The organism is Campylobacter novaezeelandiae (assembly GCF_004323845.1).
GTDB classification, from domain to species: Bacteria; Campylobacterota; Campylobacteria; order Campylobacterales; family Campylobacteraceae; genus Campylobacter_D; species Campylobacter_D novaezeelandiae.
In genome coordinates this window covers 1-18274 of the sequence record NZ_QPGR01000014.1, presented here as the reverse complement: position 1 = coordinate 18274, position 18274 = coordinate 1, and the positions used below count along the sequence as shown (strand labels likewise).

17 protein-coding genes are annotated in these 18274 nt (G+C 26.9%); 1 reads left to right on the top strand and 16 read right to left on the bottom strand.

The genetic code is table 11. The annotated features are described in order from the left end of the window. Positions 1 to 2: 2 nt before the first annotated feature. Genes DU473_RS06810 through yajC form a run of 15 tightly spaced genes read right to left on the bottom strand, consistent with a single transcriptional unit; the run spans position 3 to position 15667 of the window. Complete coding sequence (locus DU473_RS06810; RefSeq protein WP_131163516.1) at positions 3 to 446, bottom strand: hypothetical protein; 444 nt, start codon at positions 444 to 446, stop codon at positions 3 to 5. Positions 447 to 499: 53 nt separating this feature from the next. Next, on the bottom strand, positions 500 to 1138 hold the full coding sequence (locus tag DU473_RS06805) for a uroporphyrinogen-III synthase (RefSeq protein WP_131166285.1): 639 nt from the start codon (positions 1136 to 1138) through the stop codon (positions 500 to 502). Next, positions 1138 to 1749 (bottom strand): thiamine phosphate synthase, encoded by a 612-nt coding sequence (gene thiE, locus DU473_RS06800; RefSeq protein WP_131163518.1) that lies wholly within the window; start codon positions 1747 to 1749, stop codon positions 1138 to 1140. Before thiE ends, DU473_RS06805 begins: the two co-directional genes overlap by 1 nt. Further along, positions 1742 to 2551, bottom strand: coding sequence for a bifunctional hydroxymethylpyrimidine kinase/phosphomethylpyrimidine kinase (gene thiD / locus DU473_RS06795; protein ID WP_131163519.1), 810 nt, complete (start codon positions 2549 to 2551; stop codon positions 1742 to 1744). Before thiD ends, thiE begins: the two co-directional genes overlap by 8 nt. 8 nt (positions 2552 to 2559) lie before the next feature. After that, positions 2560 to 3237, bottom strand: coding sequence for a 3-methyladenine DNA glycosylase (locus DU473_RS06790; protein WP_131163520.1), 678 nt, complete (start codon positions 3235 to 3237; stop codon positions 2560 to 2562). Further along, the gene (gene mfd / locus DU473_RS06785) at positions 3234 to 6167 is read right to left on the bottom strand and encodes a transcription-repair coupling factor (RefSeq protein WP_131186819.1); all 2934 of its coding nucleotides are present in this window, start codon (positions 6165 to 6167) and stop codon (positions 3234 to 3236) included. Before mfd ends, DU473_RS06790 begins: the two co-directional genes overlap by 4 nt. Next, positions 6167 to 6559 carry a bactofilin family protein gene (locus tag DU473_RS06780; RefSeq protein WP_131163522.1) on the bottom strand — a complete coding sequence of 131 codons (393 nt, stop codon included), beginning with the start codon at positions 6557 to 6559 and terminating at the stop codon, positions 6167 to 6169. Before DU473_RS06780 ends, mfd begins: the two co-directional genes overlap by 1 nt. Beyond that, on the bottom strand, positions 6475 to 7398 hold the full coding sequence (gene pgp4, locus DU473_RS06775) for a peptidoglycan metallopeptidase Pgp4 (protein WP_131186818.1): 924 nt from the start codon (positions 7396 to 7398) through the stop codon (positions 6475 to 6477). Before pgp4 ends, DU473_RS06780 begins: the two co-directional genes overlap by 85 nt. Beyond that, positions 7391 to 8551, bottom strand: coding sequence for a Mur ligase family protein (locus DU473_RS06770; protein ID WP_131186817.1), 1161 nt, complete (start codon positions 8549 to 8551; stop codon positions 7391 to 7393). Before DU473_RS06770 ends, pgp4 begins: the two co-directional genes overlap by 8 nt. Further along, on the bottom strand, positions 8538 to 9923 hold the full coding sequence (locus tag DU473_RS06765; RefSeq protein WP_131186816.1) for a hypothetical protein: 1386 nt from the start codon (positions 9921 to 9923) through the stop codon (positions 8538 to 8540). The genes DU473_RS06770 and DU473_RS06765 overlap by 14 nt, the downstream gene beginning before the upstream one ends. Then, positions 9913 to 10419 carry an LPS assembly lipoprotein LptE gene (lptE, locus tag DU473_RS06760; RefSeq protein ID WP_131166289.1) on the bottom strand — a complete coding sequence of 169 codons (507 nt, stop codon included), beginning with the start codon at positions 10417 to 10419 and terminating at the stop codon, positions 9913 to 9915. Before lptE ends, DU473_RS06765 begins: the two co-directional genes overlap by 11 nt. Then, the gene (gene leuS / locus DU473_RS06755; protein ID WP_131163527.1) at positions 10416 to 12842 is read right to left on the bottom strand and encodes a leucine--tRNA ligase; all 2427 of its coding nucleotides are present in this window, start codon (positions 12840 to 12842) and stop codon (positions 10416 to 10418) included. The genes lptE and leuS overlap by 4 nt, the downstream gene beginning before the upstream one ends. 8 nt (positions 12843 to 12850) lie before the next feature. Continuing rightward, complete coding sequence (gene secF, locus DU473_RS06750) at positions 12851 to 13822, bottom strand: protein translocase subunit SecF (RefSeq protein WP_131186815.1); 972 nt, start codon at positions 13820 to 13822, stop codon at positions 12851 to 12853. Continuing rightward, positions 13822 to 15402: a protein translocase subunit SecD gene (secD, locus tag DU473_RS06745; RefSeq protein WP_131163529.1), complete on the bottom strand. Its 1581-nt coding sequence runs from the start codon at positions 15400 to 15402 to the stop codon at positions 13822 to 13824. The genes secF and secD overlap by 1 nt, the downstream gene beginning before the upstream one ends. Next, the gene (gene yajC / locus DU473_RS06740) at positions 15395 to 15667 is read right to left on the bottom strand and encodes a preprotein translocase subunit YajC (RefSeq protein ID WP_131163530.1); all 273 of its coding nucleotides are present in this window, start codon (positions 15665 to 15667) and stop codon (positions 15395 to 15397) included. Before yajC ends, secD begins: the two co-directional genes overlap by 8 nt. Here yajC and DU473_RS06735 point away from each other — a divergent pair. Continuing rightward, a complete protein-coding gene (locus tag DU473_RS06735; protein WP_131186814.1) occupies positions 15640 to 16971 on the top strand; it encodes an apolipoprotein N-acyltransferase in 1332 nt (443 codons plus the stop codon). The genes yajC and DU473_RS06735 overlap by 28 nt on opposite strands. Positions 16972 to 17074: 103 nt before the next feature. On the opposite strand, the gene DU473_RS06730 is transcribed toward DU473_RS06735, so the two are convergent. Next, positions 17075 to 18274 (bottom strand): DUF2972 domain-containing protein (locus tag DU473_RS06730; protein WP_131186813.1); only part of this gene is annotated, 1200 nt, incomplete at its 5' end.

The window sequence follows — 18274 nt, the reverse complement described above, 5'->3', positions numbered from 1 at the left end:
ATTTATATCTTCATTTGTTCATAAGTTATTTTTGCAAGTTTTGAAGCTTTAGTTTTTATAGGAGAAAATTTAATTTTATTAGGCTTAGGGATTGCTAAAATAGGAAAGCCCTTATCACTTGTCCCTATAAGACCTAACTGCAAAATTATAAAATCATCATTAATTTTATGTTTAGAATATGTATAAGGAAAAAGCATTAATACTTTTTGACAAGGTCCGCCAAGTATGGGAGGATTTGAACATCCTTTAATACTGGCTCCTTCAATTTCTCTTCTTAAAACAATGCCAATGCCCTGATCGGTCATTTTTTTAGCTTTCTTAGCTTTTAGCTCTACTTTTCCTCCATGCATACACGTTAAAACGTTATCCTCTAAAATGGGATTTAATACAGCCGTACTTGGAAGAGTAATAATATCTTTAATTTTAGGACTTTTTATGCTTTTCATTTTTCTAACTTTTTTAAAATTTTCAATTATTGTATTTAAAAAATATAAGAAATTTATAAATTTGCTTTTAGATTTTTGGCAATTTGAATACATTCTTCTAAATTTGGATTTTTACAAACTAAGACATTATTATATTTTAAAAGTTGTTTTGCGGTGCTTTCACCTATGGCTATTAAATAATCTTCTTCTTTAATATCATAAGTTTTTAAAAAATAATTTACACAAGATGGCGAAGTAAAAATAACAATACAAGGATGAGTGATACAAACATTGGGTTTTTTATATATATTTTCATAGGCTATGATCTGTGTTAAATTTACATTTTGACCCAAAAGTTTTTGAACCAAATTTGAAGAAAGTTCTTTGGCCCTTAAATAAAGACATTTTTTATCTCTTAACTCTTCTTTAAATTCTTCATAAAGATTGCTAGCATAAGAAAGTTTTGGGTATTTTACATTTTTAAATCCTAAATTAAAAGCTTCTTTTGCTGTATTTTCTCCCACTGCATAAACTTTTAAATCAAAATTTAAAATACTTTTAGTTTTTTTTAAAGCTTTAATGGCATTTTTTGAGGTTATAATCAAGGCATCATAAAGATTTAAATCGACTTTAAAATCATAAAAAATAAGTTCGTTTAAAATAAGATTTTGCACTTCTTTAAATTCTAATTCATTAGTAAGATAAATTTGCATTATAAACTCTTAAAAAGCTTTCTTAGGTTTTTACTCGCTAAAAAAGGATCTTTAGCACACATAATAGCTCTTACAACAGCTATACCACTAAGCTTTAAACCTTTTAAATTTAAAACATTTGTCTCATCAATGCCACCTATTGCAACAACGGGTAATTTTGATAAAGTTATAATTTGCTCTAAAATCTCAAGACTTAAAATTTCGCTTTTTTTTGTTGGGGTTGAATTTATAGCACCACAACCTAGATAATTTGCACCTTCAATATTTTTAAGCTGTTCTATTTTTTGCAAACTAAGACCTATAATTTTATCTTTGCCTAAAATTTTTCTAGCAAGTTTTATATCTAAATCCTCTTGTCCTAAATGCACTCCACTAGCATCTAAAGCCAATGCAATATCTAATCTATCATTGATGATTAAAGGAATGCAATAAGCATCACAAAGTTTTTTTACCTTAAAGGCTAACTCAAAAAATTTACGAGCACTAAGTTCTTTTTCCCTAAGTTGGATTATACCCACTCCACCCCTAATAGCCTGTTCTAAGGTATTTAAAAAAGTTTCATCACTTTTATCTTGTTTGCTAGCTACTAAATATAAACTTAAATCAATCATTTAAAAACTTATAAAAGTGATTTGTAGGACCACAACCTTTGCCAAGATTTAAAGAATAATAAATAGCATTTTTAACATATTCTTTAGCCTCTTTTATAGCATCATAAATACTAAATCCTTTAGCAATATTGCTAGCAATTGCAGAAGATAAAGTGCAACCTGTGCCGTGAGTATTTTTTGTTTTAATACGCTCTGCTTTTAAAATATATATTTCATTACCATCAAATAATACATCATTGGCATTATCTTCACTATGCCCACCTTTTAAAACAATATTTTTTGCCCCAAGTTTATGAAGTTTTTTAGCTGCTTTGATCATATCTTGCTCATTTTGAATTTTAAAATCACAAAGAAATTCTGCTTCCGGTATATTTGGAGTTAAAACATCAGCAAATTTTAAAATATTTTCTTTAAAATGATGACAATCTTGCATTTTCATCAAAGCAAAACCATTTTTAGCAAACATCACAGGATCAATTACTATATTTTTGGCTTGATATTTTTCTAAATTAAAAGCAACACAATTCATCAATTCTTTTGTTCCAATCATTCCTATTTTTATCGCCTTTGGAACAATATCCTCAAATATAGCTTCAAATTGCTCATTGATAATTTCTTCTGGAATATGATGCACAGAAATTACTCTACTTGTATTTTCAGCAACAACGCTTAAAATTACACTCATACCAAAAAGATTATGAGCACTAAAAGTTTTTAAATCAGCTTGAATTCCAGCTCCTCCACTACAATCACTACCAGCTATAGTTAAAATAGGGATTAAATTTGAACCTTTTGCTTGCATTTCTTTCCTTAATAAATATTTTTTAAAATTTCCTTGCCTTGTTCGGTAATTTTCGAGCCTTTAAAATAAGTTTTAACAAAAGAAATAATTAAAGCATGAAAAATTTGATAAATTGTATAAAGCTCACATTTTTTACCTAGAATTTTGCAAATTTTATCTTGATTTTGCTCTATGCCACTTTCAAAAAATTCTCTTAATTCTTCATAGTCTAAAAATTCATAATTTAACGCTAAGGCTAATCTATTGGTATAAGCATCTACTACTAAAATTTCTCTTTTACAAAGATAATTTAAAATACTATCAGCACTTTCAAATCCTAAACCTTTGATACCTAATAACCATTCTCTACTAACATTTTCTTTAAAACATTCTAAATTCTTATAATCTTTTAAGATAGCATTGACAAGAGTTTTTATTCGCTTTGCTTTTGTATTATAAAAACCACTTGGCTTTATAAGCAAAGCAAGTTCTTTATCTTCTAAATTTTTTAATTGCTCTAAAGAAGAAATATTAGCTTTTTTGAGATTTTCTAAAGCTTTTAAAACATTTTTCCAGTTTGTATTTTGAGTTAAAACAACAGAAACTAGCAACTCAAAGTCCCCAAATTCTTTTTCTTCTAACCATTCAAAATCACTAAAAGTTAAATCTAATGTATAAAGATATTTAAAAATGTCAAACCCACTCAATTTTCGTTCTTTCTTAAATAATTTAAAAGAGCATAAATCACATCATCATCATCTTTGCTTGATGCTTTAATTAGCTCTTTACTTCCATCTTTTTTAGTAAGTTGAATATTCATTTCATAACTTGTAATACTTTTATATCTTTTATAAGCTAAAATTTTAATCATAATAAGTTCTAAAAATTGTTTAGTATAAATATCTAGTTTTCCAAAACGATCTTCAATTTCTCCTTGAATTTCATAAACTTCACTTACGCTTTGACATTTACTAAGTCTTCTATAAAGCTCTAATCTTAAACGATCCTCGCTAATAAGTTCATTGTTTAAAAAGGCATTAATACTTAACCTTAAATCAAGCTTATCTTCTTCTATACTTTCATTTTTAGTCAAAGCATTTAACTCATCTTCTAGCATTTTAAGATATAAACTATAACCAATTTGCTCTATATGCCCGCTTTGATCAACACCTAATAAATTTCCCCCTCCTCTAATTTCAAGGTCGTGATAAGCAAGGATAGAACCTGAACCTAAAAAAGAATTACTCTCCAATGACACAAGTCTTTTTAATGCATCTTTACTCACATTTTCTTTATTTTCAATTAAATAATAACAATAACCTTGTTTATTACTTCTTCCTACGCGTCCTCTAAGCTGATGTAAATCCGCCATACCAAAATAATCCGCTTTTTCCACTAAAATGGTATTTACATTAGCTAAATCAATCCCACTTTCTACTATAGAAGTACAAAGCAAAAGATCGTATTGTTTATCTTCAAATTTCAATATTTCCTCTTCTTGGGTTTTAGAGTCAATCTTTGAATGCAAGATCAAAATTCTTAAATTTTTAACTATATTCAATAAATATTCTTTACACTCTTGTATGCTTGCAATATGATTATGAATATAAAAAATTTGCCCTCCACGCCTTAACTCTCTCATAATGGCCTCTTTAATCAAAACCTCATTTTTTTCCTTTACAAAGGTTCTAACATCAAGTCTTTCTTCTGGAGGAGTTTGTAAAGTGCTGTAGGATTTTATAGAACTTAAAGCTTGATTTAAGCTTCTTGGAATTGGAGTAGCAGACATAGATAAAAGGTGAGAATTTTTACTTATTTCTTTTAATTTTTCTTTTTGTTTAACCCCAAATTTATGCTCTTCATCAACAATAATCAAAGCTAAATTTTCACATTCTACATTTAAAAGAGCATGTGTTCCAATCACAACACAAGGTTTTTGTTCTTTAAGTTTGGTTAAAATATCTTTTTTTTCTTTAGCGCTTGTAAAGCGATCAAGTTTAAAAACAGCTATATTAAACTCATTAAATCTTTTTTTTAAAGTTTTAAAATGTTGATACGATAAAAGCGTTGTTGGCACAAAGAAAAAAGCACTAAAGCCACTTTTAACTACAGCAAAGATAGCATTCATAGCAACTTCGGTTTTTCCAAAACCTACATCAGCACTTAATAATCTATCCATGATTTTATTATTTTCAAAATCTTCTAAAATTTCTGCACAAACTTTATTTTGATCCTTGGTATAAGAAAAACCTGCTTTTGATACAAATTGAGCCTGCAAGGCAAAATCAACCTTAATATCTTTTGGCTTGATCAAAGCTCTTTTAGCGGCTAAATTTACAATCTGTGTCGCAATGGCAAGAAGTTTTGCTTTTAATTTTTCTTTTAATTTGGCAAAATTCATTTTACCTAAACGATCAAGAGTTGGGATAAATCCACTTGAACCTAAATATTTATCAATCAAATACAAATTTTCTACAGGTAATAATAGCTTATCTTGATTTTGATAAGCTATTGCTACAAATTCCTTTTTTGCTCCACTTACCTGTATCATTTCAAGTCCTAAAAATTTTCCCACACCATAGTCTTGATGCACAACAAAATCTCCATTTTTCAATTCATCAAGAATCAAAGAAGATTTTCTTTTTACTTCTTTTCTTTCTTTTTTATTTAAAGAAAGAATAATCTCATCTTTTGAAATAATATTAATTCTTAAATCACTTTTTTCAAAAACAATATTTTTAAAATCCAATTCTAATTGCTTAAATAAAGCTTCATTTCTTGCTAAAACTTTTATTTTTTTATTTTGATGAAAAACAAAAAAATCTTTAGTATATGAGCTTTGCAAATCTTTAAAATTTTTAGGTTCTGGAATAACTTTTTCATTTATAAAGTTTAAATCTTTATCATCTATATATAAAGGCTTAATACTTATAAAATCTAAAGATAAATAATCAAAAAAATTATCTATACACCAAAAACCTAAAGAATGTATATCGTTGATTAAAGTTTGACTTTGGAAATTTTCAAGCTTTTTATTAAAATTTTCATATTCTTCTTTTGAAAAAGAATTTAAGAAGGGACAAATTTCTAGTTCTTGTAATTCATAGGGTATAGATTTTTGAGTATTGATATCAAATTCTCTTATACTTTCAATTTCATCTGCAAAAAATGAAATACGAATAGGCTTTTCTTTATTAATGCAAAAAATATCAATAACATCACCACGTATTGAAACTTCTGCTTTATCTTGCACTATATCTACAAATTCATAACCTAAATATTCAATTTGTTCTTTAAATTTTAAAAAATCAAATTTCTCATTTTTATAAATATAATAATTTTTTAAATTACTTTCTCCTGGTAGTTTATGAAGCAAAGTTGCAATAGGAGAAATTAAAATCTTTTTTTTCTCTTTTTCTTTATAATAAGAATCCAATACTCTACAAATCTCAAAAAGCTCTTTTGAAAAAGATCTTAAATCATCACCAAACTCAGCTCTAAAATCTGGCAAAACAAAAGTTTTATAAGATTGAAAATTGGAAACTTGTGCTAATAAATCCGCTTCTTTATCATCTTCGCAAATGATTACTTTGGTATGGATATTATTTTGCAAAAATTCATAAAAAGCTGCTTGCATTATTCTTCTTGATTATTTTCAATTAATTTAGGCTCTTCTTTAATTTTACTACTTCCATTAAACTTTCCACCATTTTCAACACTAAGCTCTTGTATAACAATGTTTCCATCTACTATACCACCTGATAAAATTTCTAAACTATTGGCTTCTAATTCTCCTTCAAAATATCCATTAACGACTATTTTATCTGCTTTTAATTCACCTTTTAAAACACCTCTTTTTCCAATAACTACTATGCTTTGAGAATGGATTGTTCCTACAAGCTCTCCATCAACATGTAGCATGGAAGCAAAATAAAATTTTCCCTCTATTCTTGCACCTGAGGAGATGACTGTTGTTTCTGAACCGGAATTATTTGTCGTTGCGTAATTGCTTTTACCAAAGATTGCCATGGTACTCTCCTTTCTTGATTAAAAAAATTACTAATATTATTTCTTTGCAATTTTAAAAAGTATAAAGGCTCTAAAGTTTTATTAATAAATCTTACTTCATAATGCAAATGAGGGCCTGTAGAAAGTCCTGTATTTCCACTATATCCTATTAAATCTCCTTTCTTGACATATTGTCCAGCTTTTACAACATCTCTTCTCATCATATGAGCAAAAACTGTTTTAAAACCAAAATTATGAAGTAAAATAACATTATAACCATAACCATTGTCGCTATAGCCTGCAAATTCCACAACTGCATTAGCAGTTGCATAAATAGGCGTTCCAATTTCGGCTCTTAAATCAATACCTGGATGAAATTCCCTACGTTTTAAAAGCGGATGTTCCCTCCATCCAAAGCTACCTGTAACTCCTTTATTTGCTATGGGAAAACCATTAGGAATTTGGCTAAGAATTTTAGTTTGATCTTCATTAGTAAGCTTAAGATTATCTAATCTATCATTAATGGTTAAATTTTGCTCATTTTCAAGCCCTAATGCTCTTTCAAAGCTTATAATTTTATCCTCAATCGCAGCGTATTCTTGCGTTTTTTCTTCTATGCTCTTTTGCATTTGCTCATTGCTTTGAATAAGCTCTTGATTTTTTCTAAGTAAATCCTCTCTTTTTCTACTTAAATCACTTAACTTATCATCAAGATATTTAATATAAAACCCACTAAAAACTAAAAAAAAGAAAATAAAAACAATAATATAAAATACAATTTTTTTAATTATCCTACTTAAATAAAAATGTTTTGAACCATTAATATCCGTGATTGTTATAGTAAATTTATTTTTACTCACACAATTCCTTTAAAAATTTTTCAACCAAAACAAAAGATCCAAATACCAAACTAATTCTATTTGCATTTAAACCCTGAAAATCTTCACATTTTATATTTAATTCTTTAGCTATAAAAAAAATTCTATTATTTGCTAACTCTCTATATTTATCTTCATATTTGTAAATTTTTATTGTATCTATTATAGGCTTTAATGTTTTTAAAATTTCAAAAATATCTTTATCTAAATAAGAATTATATATCAAATCTATCTTTGTATTTTGAAATCTTTCATATAAAGCTTTAGCTGCCATTTGATTATGTCCAACATCCACATAAAGCTTAGAATTAATCTTTTGACATCTGCCTAATAAATTTAAAGCTTTAAGTTTTTCAAAAGCCATTGAAGTTCTCTTTTTACCCTCTAAAAGAATACATGTATTTAAAGCTAAATCTAAATTATGTTTTAAAAAATCTGGTAATTGATACTTCATAACATAATTTTCAAATTGTTTCTTTAAAATATTATTCAAAGAATCACTATAATACAATTTTGATTTTTTGATATAGGCGATGTGTTTTGATAGATCTAAAACCTCTTTTTCTTGTTTTTTAGTTATAATAGCTTTTTTTGCCATAACTTTTAATTTTGTTCTTGCTATATCTTTAAGCGTATTACCTAAAAGCTCTTTATGATCAAAACCTATTCTTGTAAAAACACTTAATTTTTTATCAAAAATAGAAGTAGCATCATATTCTCCGCCTACCCCTGCTTCAAAAATAATATAATCACACTCTTTAAAAAGTATTGTGGCTAAAAATGTAGCGTATTCAAAATAACTTAATTCTTCCAAATCATTTTTAAGAATATTTAATAATTTTTGATGAGCTATTTCTAATTTCTGATCACTTACAATTTTAGAATTTAAATAAAACCTTTCATTAAAACTAAAAAGATGTGGACTTGTATAATGACCAACTTTGTAACCTAGTTGGTATAAAAGTTGAGCTAAATATCTTCCCGTGCTTCCTTTTCCATTGGTGCCTATGATATGAATTATGGGTTTTATCTTTAATTTTTTTTTATATTTTTCATATATCCTAAAAGCAACAAAACGATCAATTTTATCATAGTTGCTTGATTTTTTTAGTAAAAATTCACTAACTTTGTTCATTTATATTAATCTGCTCAATTAATTCTTCTAAAATATTCCCATCAGGATTGCCATCTCTGTCTAAATAAACAGATTTTATTTTCGGTGAAATTAAATCATTTTTATAGATAAATTTAAAATTTTCTATAGTTTTTAAATTACTTTCTACAAGAGAAGTCATTTGTTCTTTATTTTTTCCAGGAGAAATAATTAAATAACTTTTTTCATCTATCATCCAAAGTTCATCTAATTCTTTGCAATTTTCTTTTAAAATTTTTTTAAAACGAGTAAAAATTTCACTTAAGCTATTTAAACCATATTTTTCTATAATAAAATTATAATTACTAATAGAAAAAAGAGCTAAAGAATAGTTTACTTTATATTTTACATAATTTTCATCTAGCTTTTCAAGTTCTTTTACTACGCTCCAAGCCTCTCTTTCTTCTAAATTTTGCGTAAACTGAATTTGCGCATTTAAAGTTTTAATTTTCTCATCAATACTACAAAATTTGCGTTTTAAATCTTCAAAGCTTAATTTAACCTCTCCTCTCTCATCGGGATTTAAGGTTTCAAAAAAATCAATATTTTGTTGATTAAATTTATCCAAAGAATTAAAAAGTGTTTGAATTTTTTTTAAATTATCATTAAAAAAATTTAGATTTTTTTGAACATACATATTATCAGCTATAATTCTTTTATTTACATATCCTAAAAGCTCATTTTCAAAATTATTTTCTGATAAAATAAAAGATTTTTCTTTTAATTTTTGGACAAAATTCTCAATTTTCAAATCACTCACTAAAGATGGACTTAAACATAAAGAAAGTAAATGTGCAAAATATTCATAGCTTCTCTCTTCTAATTGAGATAAAAGTTTTTTTATAACACTATCAAAATCATCATATTTACTTACACCATATTTACGTACTTCTATATCAAGACTTTCATCTTCATAACTTTTCTCAAGTTCTTTCCATTTTTTATTAAGCAAATAAATACTTTCACTATCCATAGTTTTAGAAATTCTTATAGAAGTAATTTTGGCTAATTCTTTGATTTTTTTATCTTTACTAATTTGCAACACTCTATTAATAGTAGCTAAAAAATCAAAGAATTCATTAAATTGTTTTCCACTTTGTCTATTTAATATAGATATTAAAAAACTAATAAATTCTTCTAAATTACGAATAATTTTTCCATTTAACTCTTGTTGATAATGAGGTAAAAGTAAAGTTTTGTATTTTTCAAGTTTTAATTTGTTATTTGAAACAAAACCATATTTTTGACTTAACTCTTCAAAAACTTCTGTATAATTTTCTGGAGTAGCTTTTAATTTTCTTTCTTTTAAAGCGATTAAAGTTTCTTTAGCAATTTCATTAACATTAATTGCCATTTTTATAACCTTTAATAGCAATCATTGAAATAAACTCATCAAAAGCTTCACTTGATGCATATCTAATTGCTTCAAATCTTGCTGTATCGCTAATAATACTATTAGGAGAAATATCAAAATCGTAACTTCCGCTCGCGTTAAATAATTGTGTCTTTCCATCCTTAAAGACTACATTAAATTCCAAATCTAATTTTGCCTTATAACTAACCACATAGCCATTTTTATCATAAACTAAAGGAATAAAGGTCAAATTATTCATTTTAACGTTAATAATATCATCAGCTTCATGTTTTAAAGCAAGTTTTCTTCCAAGTTTGCTAATAATTACTTCTTTTAATGTATCTGCTACAAAAATACTATTTTTAGGATCTTGTGCGTTTAATTCTACATTTACATAAACTTTTTCATTAAAAATTCTATCTGCAAGTTTTGAAGTAGGTATATATCCACAAGCACTTAGAAAAAAAATGACACAGAATAAAAAATATTTTTTCATTTGATCACCAAATTTACCAATTTGTCTTTAATATAAATTTCTTTTACAATAACCTTATCTTGAATCCATTTTTGAACACTTTTTTTAGCTATATTTAAAATTTCATCCTGTGAAGTATTTATTAAAACTTCAATTTCAGAACGTTTTTTTCCATTAACACTCACAATTAAAACTAAAGAATCTTTTCTAAAAACTTCTTCTTTTATTTCTAATTTTTTAAAATTTCTACACTTAAAAAGTTTATCACTTAGCTCAAAACATACATGAGGAATAATAGGCTCTAAAATATTTAAAATAATATAAAAAGCCTCTTGTTCTAGAGCTTTATTTTTGCATTGATTTAAAGCATTGATTGCCTCCATACAAGCTGCGATTAAAGTATTAAAAGCATAAGTTTTATTATAAACTTCTTCTGATTTTTTTAAAGCTTCATAAACTTTTAATCTTGCATATTTTTCCTCTTTGCTTAATTCTTCATGCTTTAAAATATAATTTCCACTCTCAACATTTAAAGCCCTATCATAAAGTTTGCAAATAAAACGATAAGCTCCTTCAAGTGCATCATCATTCCACTCTAATTCTTTTGCTGGAGGAGCAGCAAATAAAATAAAAAGTCTAGCAGTATCCGCACCATATTTTTTTATAATTTCATCAGGATCAACAACATTGCCCTTTGATTTACTCATTTTAAAACCGTCTTTTAAAACCATACCTTGTGTTAAAAGTTTCAAAAAAGGCTCATCATTTTTTAAATACCCAAGATCTCTTAATACTTTTTGAAAAAATCTTGCATATAATAAATGCAAAATAGCATGCTCGATTCCACCAATGTATTCATCAACGCTAAGCCAATAATTAACACTTTTTTCATCAAAAACTTTATTTTGCCAAGTGTCCTCATCACTTGCAAAACGTGCATAATACCAAGAACTTTCAAAAAAAGTATCCAAAGTATCACTCTCTCTTGTAGCTTTCTTTCCGCATTTAGGGCATGAACAGTTTTTCCACTCTAAATGCCTATCTAAAGGATTGCCTTCACCAGTAATTTCTACATCTTCAGGTAAAAGTATAGGCAGATTTTCGATTTTTTCACAAACTAAACCACAATCATTACATTTAACCATAGGAATTGGAGTTCCCCAATATCTTTGACGTGAAACCCCCCAATCTCTTATTTTAAAATTTATAACTCTTTTACCTAAATTATTTTTTTCAAATTCCTTAATAATCTCTTCTCTTGCTTCATTGCAATCTAAATCATTAAATTTATCACTATTTATAAGTTTGCCAACTTTTTGTGCAAAAGGAAGTTTTTCTTTGGAACTTATAACCTCTTTAAATTCAAGATTATACTTTTTAGCAAATTCAAAATCTCTTTCATCATGAGCAGGAACAGCCATCACAGCTCCACTTCCATAATCAGACAAAACAAAATTAGCTACCCAAATAGGAATTTTTTCTTTTGTTAAAGGATGCAAAGCATAAATTCCTAAAAAATATCCCTCTTTTTCATTGCTTTGTCTTTCCCTTGGGCTTTGATTTTGCATAATTTTAATTTGATCTATAATTTTAGCATCTAGTTTAGAATTTTTAATTAAATCTTTAACTATATCATGTTCAACAGATAAAGCAATATAGCTTATACCATATATTGTATCTGCTCTTGTGGTAAACACTTGAAGATCTTTTTTATTTACCTTTTTTACGCTCTCTTCATCTAGAAAAAGAGTAAATTCTAAACCTTCGCTTTTACCTATCCAATTTTCTTGCATTGTTAAAACTTGATTAGGCCATTTGTCTTTTAATTTTTCCAAATCTTTTAAAAGTTCATTAGCATAAGAAGTGATTTTTATATAATATCCTGGCATTTTTTTCTGAATTACCTCATTGCCACAGCGCCAACATTTACCTTCTTCTACTTGTTCATTGGCTAAAACTGTTTGATCATGCTCACACCAATTTACATTTGCTTCTTTGGTATAAATTAAACCTTTTTCAAACATTTTTATAAAAAATTCTTGCTCGAATTTTGTATAAAGTGGATCAGAAGTAGCAAGTATTCTTTTTTTAGAAAACGAAAAACCTAAAGAAAAAAGTTCTTTTTGCATATATGCTATATTATCATAAGTCCATTTTTTTGGATGAATTTTATGTTTTATCGCTGCATTTTCAGCGGGCATACCAAAACTATCAAATCCAATTGGATGTAATACATTAAAACCAATTTTTCGATAATATCTAGCTAATGCATCGCCTATAGTATAATTTCTTACATGACCCATATGAATACGTCCACTTGGATAAGGAAACATAGAAAGAATATATTTTTTCTTTAACGAAAAATCTTTTTTTGGCTCAAAATAATTATCCTTATCCCAATTTTCTTGCCATTTTTTCTCTATAATGCTTGCATTATATGCCATAAATTCTCCTATACTATACCTTTTTCATATAAAGCACGATTGCGCTCTTTTTCTTGTTTTTGTTTTAATTTTTCTAATTCTTTATTTCTAAAATCTAAGACACTAAATTTAAACCAAAGCAAAGTAGGACTCGCAACAAAAATAGAACTTAAGGTTCCTATAATAATACCTATAATCAAAGCTAAAGAAAATCCCTCTATCATCGATCCACCAAAGAAATATAAAATTACAACAGTAGCCAATGTAAGTCCTGAAGTTAAAACTGTTCTTGAAAGAGTAGCTGAGACACTTTCATTAATAATAGGACTTAAAATATTTTCTTTACTTGTTTTAATTCCCTCTCTGATTCTATCAAAAATAATTATAGTATCATTTAAAGAATATCCAAGCACAGTTAAAACAGCTGCTAGAGTGTCTAAATTTACATCAATTCTTAATAAAGATATAAAACCCAAAACAATTACTATATCATGAATTTCACTTATGATAGCTGCCATAGCAAAACGCCACTCAAAACGTATTGCAATATAAATTAATATTGCTACTAAAGAAATAATAATAGCCATTAATCCTTTATTTCTTAACTCATCTCCAACTTTTGGACCAACAACATCAACACGTCTTAATTCGAATTTTCCAGTATCTTTTAAAAGAGTATTAATATATTCTCCTATATCATTACTAAGATTTTCATTGCTTCCTAAAAATCTTATTGTAATCTCCTCTTTTGAACCAAATTCTGTTACAGAAAGATTTTGAAATTGTCCTGTTTTGTTTAAAATTTCTCTTATTTGAGCAATAGGGGCAGAATTCTCATATTTTAACTGTATTAAAGTACCTCCGCTAAAATCAATGCCATATTGCAAACCTCTTTCAAAAAGCAGATAAATTGACCCAAAAAATAAAATAAAAGAAAGAGAAATAGCAACAAAGCGCATTTTCATAAAATCATAAATTCTCTTTTCGCTAAAAAACTGCATTATTTTCTCCTATAACCTAACCAAAAATTCGTATTATTGCTTTTTTCAATTTTAGACATAAAAAAATCAAACATTCCATGTGTTCCCCAAATAGCTGTGATCATGGAAATTAAAATTCCTATTCCCAAAGTAACAGCAAAACCCTTAACTGCACCTGTTCCATAGGCATATAAAGCTATAGAAGTAATTAAAGAAGTAATATTTGAGTCAATAATAGCACTCATAGCGTTTTTATAACCATTTTCTATACTAGTTTTTATATTTTTTCCTTCTCTTAATAATTCACGAATACGTTCATTGATAATTACATTTGCATCTACTGCCATACCAACAGTTAAAACAAGTCCAGCCATACCTGGTAAAGTTAAAGTTGCTCCAAACATCGCCATAACAGCAACAACAACTAAAACATTAACAAACAAAGCTATATTGGCAAAAATTCCAGCAACTCCATAATATAAAATCATAAAAATTACAATAAAAATAGAAGCACCCGCTAAAGCCATCATACTCATTTTAATACTATCTGCACCTAAAGATGGCCCTATACTTCTTTGCTCTAAAAGCTTAACAGGTGCAAGCAAGGCTCCACTTCTTAGTGCAACAGCTATATCTCTAGCTTCTTCTTGGGTAAAACTTCCGCTTATTTGCCCACTACCACCACCTATTCTTTCATTAATTGAAGGAGCAGAATAAACCTGATTATCTAAAACGATAGCTAAGCGCTTTCCAACATTAGCTCCAGTATAATCTGCAAATTTTTTAGCCCCTTCAGAATTTAAAGTAAAATTAATTACAGGATAGTTGCTTTTATCACTAAAACCCACTCTAGCATCACTTAGCATAGATCCATCTAAAATAGGAATACTTTTTAAAGGATATTTAATTTTTTCATTTTTAGCGTCTGGAAGAATAATAAGTCCATAACTTGCGGCTTCATCTTCACTCATAAAAGCTGCATCCTTAATTTTAGATTCATCAACTTCCATAAGCTGCAAATGTGCTGCTTTGGTAATTCTTTCTTTAGCCCTTAATTCATCTTCTTTAGTTTTTATCCCGGCCAATTCAACTAAAATTTTATCTTCGCCTTGTTTTGCAACAGTAGGTTCAGCTAAACCAAATTGATCCAGACGGTTTCTTATAGTTTCAACCGCTTGCAAAAGCGCATAATTTTCAATAGCTTTTATTTCTTCGTCGCTAAAACTTATAGTGTAGTGCAAATTTTCAACTTTTATATTAAGTCCTTTAATTTCCTTAAGCAAAGCATCCATTTTTGAAATATCTGCACTATCAAGCAAGGTAAACTCTATATTATCATTATGAGTTATTAATTGATCTATAAGAATATTTTCTTTATCAATAGAGTAACTCAAAGAAGAGGCAATTGATTTTATTTTAGATTTTAATGCTTCTTGATTATCTACGCCTAAAAGCATATAAAGTCCACCTTGTAAATCTAGCCCAAGATTAATTTTTGCTCCCTTTTCAGATTGCAAAAATGAAGGAAGTGAAAAAAATATACCAAAAATAAATATTACAATAAAAATAATCAAACGATAAGTAAATTTAGAATTACGCATCAATTTTCTTTGCTACAAAATCTCTTGAAATTTTTACAATAACATTTTCATCATTAAGCTTAACTTTGATAAAATCATCCTCTGGTTTTACAACCTCACAAATCAGTCCTCCGCTAGTGATGATTTTATCACCTTTTTGTAAGGACTCAAGCATTTGTTTATGTGCTTTTGCTTGTTTTTGTTGTGGTCTAATAACTAAAAAATAAAAAATCGCAAAAAGAAATACAAGAGGTAATAATGAAGTTAAAATTGAATTTTCTGTCATACTTTTCCCTTTTTTTAAAAAAATTTAACCCTAATTCTAACATTTTTAAAATAATAAAAGTCTTTTTTATTTCAATTTTGCTTTCAAATCCTATTTATTTATCTTTTTTTGAAAATTTATTTTTTGAAACTATAAGTCCTTTTTTAGCTATTTGGGGCTTAATCTTACTTTTAAAAAGTAAAAATTCAAAAGAATATTTTTGGATAGGATTTTTTGTAGGAATATTTTGGTTTTGGTGGATAGGCCTATCTTCTATTTATTTTGATCTTAGCTATCTTATTCCTATTATCATTCTTGGTATTGGTTTTTTTTATGGAATACTTTTTAGAATTTGTCATCTTTTTAAATATGATTTTTTAAGACTTTGTGCAATATTTTGTTTAAGTTTTATACATCCACTTGGTTTTGATTGGTTTAACTGGGGAATTTTAAGTGTTTATGGTTTTTTTAGAGCAGATACATTAGGTATTATTTGCATATTTTTAATAGCTTATTTTATCTATGAAAAATATATCTCAAGATACTATAAAATAGCTATTATATTAATTTTATTTTTTATAGGACTTCAATACGAAGAAAAAAAATCTTCTAATTTAAATTTTGATTATAAATTAATTAATACAGATATTTCTCAAGATCAAAAATTTTTACAAGAAAATGCAGAAAAAAACTCAAATAATCAAATCAAAGAAATTATTAAAGCCATAGATGAAAAAAAGGAACTTGTTATTTTGCCAGAAACTGCTTTTGCCTTTAACTTAAAAAATACACCTTATGAGGAAATGCTTAAAAATCTTTCTTATAAAATTACGATTATTACAGGTGCTTTCAATATAGAAAAGAATAAAATTTATAATAGTACCTATATTTTCAAAGCAGGAAATGTTTATATTTTTAACAAACATTTTTTAGTGCCTTTTGGAGAAGAAATTCCTTTCTTAAAAGATATCATCAATAAATATTTATTACCCAATATAGAGGAATTTTCCAAAGGACCTTTACAAAGTCAATACAAACTTAATGACCAAATCATCACTAATGCCATATGTTATGAAGTCACCAAAGAACAAATTTACAAAAATTCTAGCATTATTATAGCTATTTCAAATAATGCTTGGTTTAATTATTCAACAGAATACAAACTTCAACAACTTCTTATGAGATACTATTCTAATAAATATAATGTAAGTATTTATCATGCTGTTAATGGCAAAGAAAATGCTGTAATAAAACCAAAAAAACCTTTGAATCAAAAATGGTATATTTTTTATAAAAAAATAATTGCAAAAATATACAAGCCTTAAATATAATTTTAAGAGCTTGTGTATGATAGTTGAAGTTAATAAATTCCAATTTCCTATAAATTTTCTACACAATAAATTTACAAACTAATCATTTAAACGATAATTAAGCTCTCCCATCTAGCTCTTCGCACATTCTCTCAAATTCCTCATAATATTTCCAAGACTTAACTATATCGGGACGTTGTTTCTTGATGTAAGGCAAATGTTCTTCGTCTAAAATTTTTTTAAATTTTAATGCCATTTCTTTATTTTTTTTAAAATATTCCAAAAGCTTCTCTTCGCTGATTCTTTTTTTATCTTCAATCTGTTTTTGATCTTTAACGGCTAAAATTAATTTATTAAGATATGCTTCTATATTTTTCAAATAATGATTATTTTCTAAAGCCTTTAATAAGTCATCATAATACTTAGTTTCAATAACATAAGAAAGATCTTCATCATTGATAGAAAAAATATCATTTATCATCATGTGACTTTTATCTACTTTGGATTTTAACAAAGCATGACCTCTATTATGAAGCGAAATGATTATTTTTTCATTAGAATTTAACTCTTTTGTTAAGTCTATATTAATAGGAAGCATGTTTACATAAGCTCCAAAATTAATATTAAAAAAGGCTTTATCTTCGATAATAGCTTTTTTAAGATTAAAATTTTTAGAAAGATCTTTAAAAGTTTTTATAGTTTTCTCTCCTACAATCTCTTGCATATCTATAAAATATGTTTTTCTTATACCTATCAAATGTTTTTTTAAGGCACTATCGTGAAAATAAGAATAATGATTATCCATTATTATCGTTGCAGAATTACAACTTGGATTTTCTTCTAATCTGCCAGCAGCTGAGGTAATATAAGCGACACGATTACGCAAAATTTCTTTTAAATTATATTCTAAATTGATAAATTTTAAATAACACCTCTTATTCGGCCATTTATAATTTAAATGATGCTTTAAAGAACTTATAGGATCCCTTACTAAACAAATGGATTTTTTGGAATTAATCAAATAAAGACATTTAAGAGACGAAGGAGAATAATCTCTAATTGCTATATAAAAAAGACAATCCAAAGAGAGTGATCTTTTATAAAAATGCAAATAACTATTTTTTGAATTAAAAATATCAAAATAATAAATCATATCAAAGCCAAAATTTCTCATAAAGCTATTAAAACCAAAATTTCCAACTCCATGTCCTCCCCAAAATACAAACTCATAATTATCAGGTAAAGGTAAGTTTAACTCCCATGCAAGATTAGCATCAATACTATGATAATTTAATTCTTCATTTATATCCTTTAATTT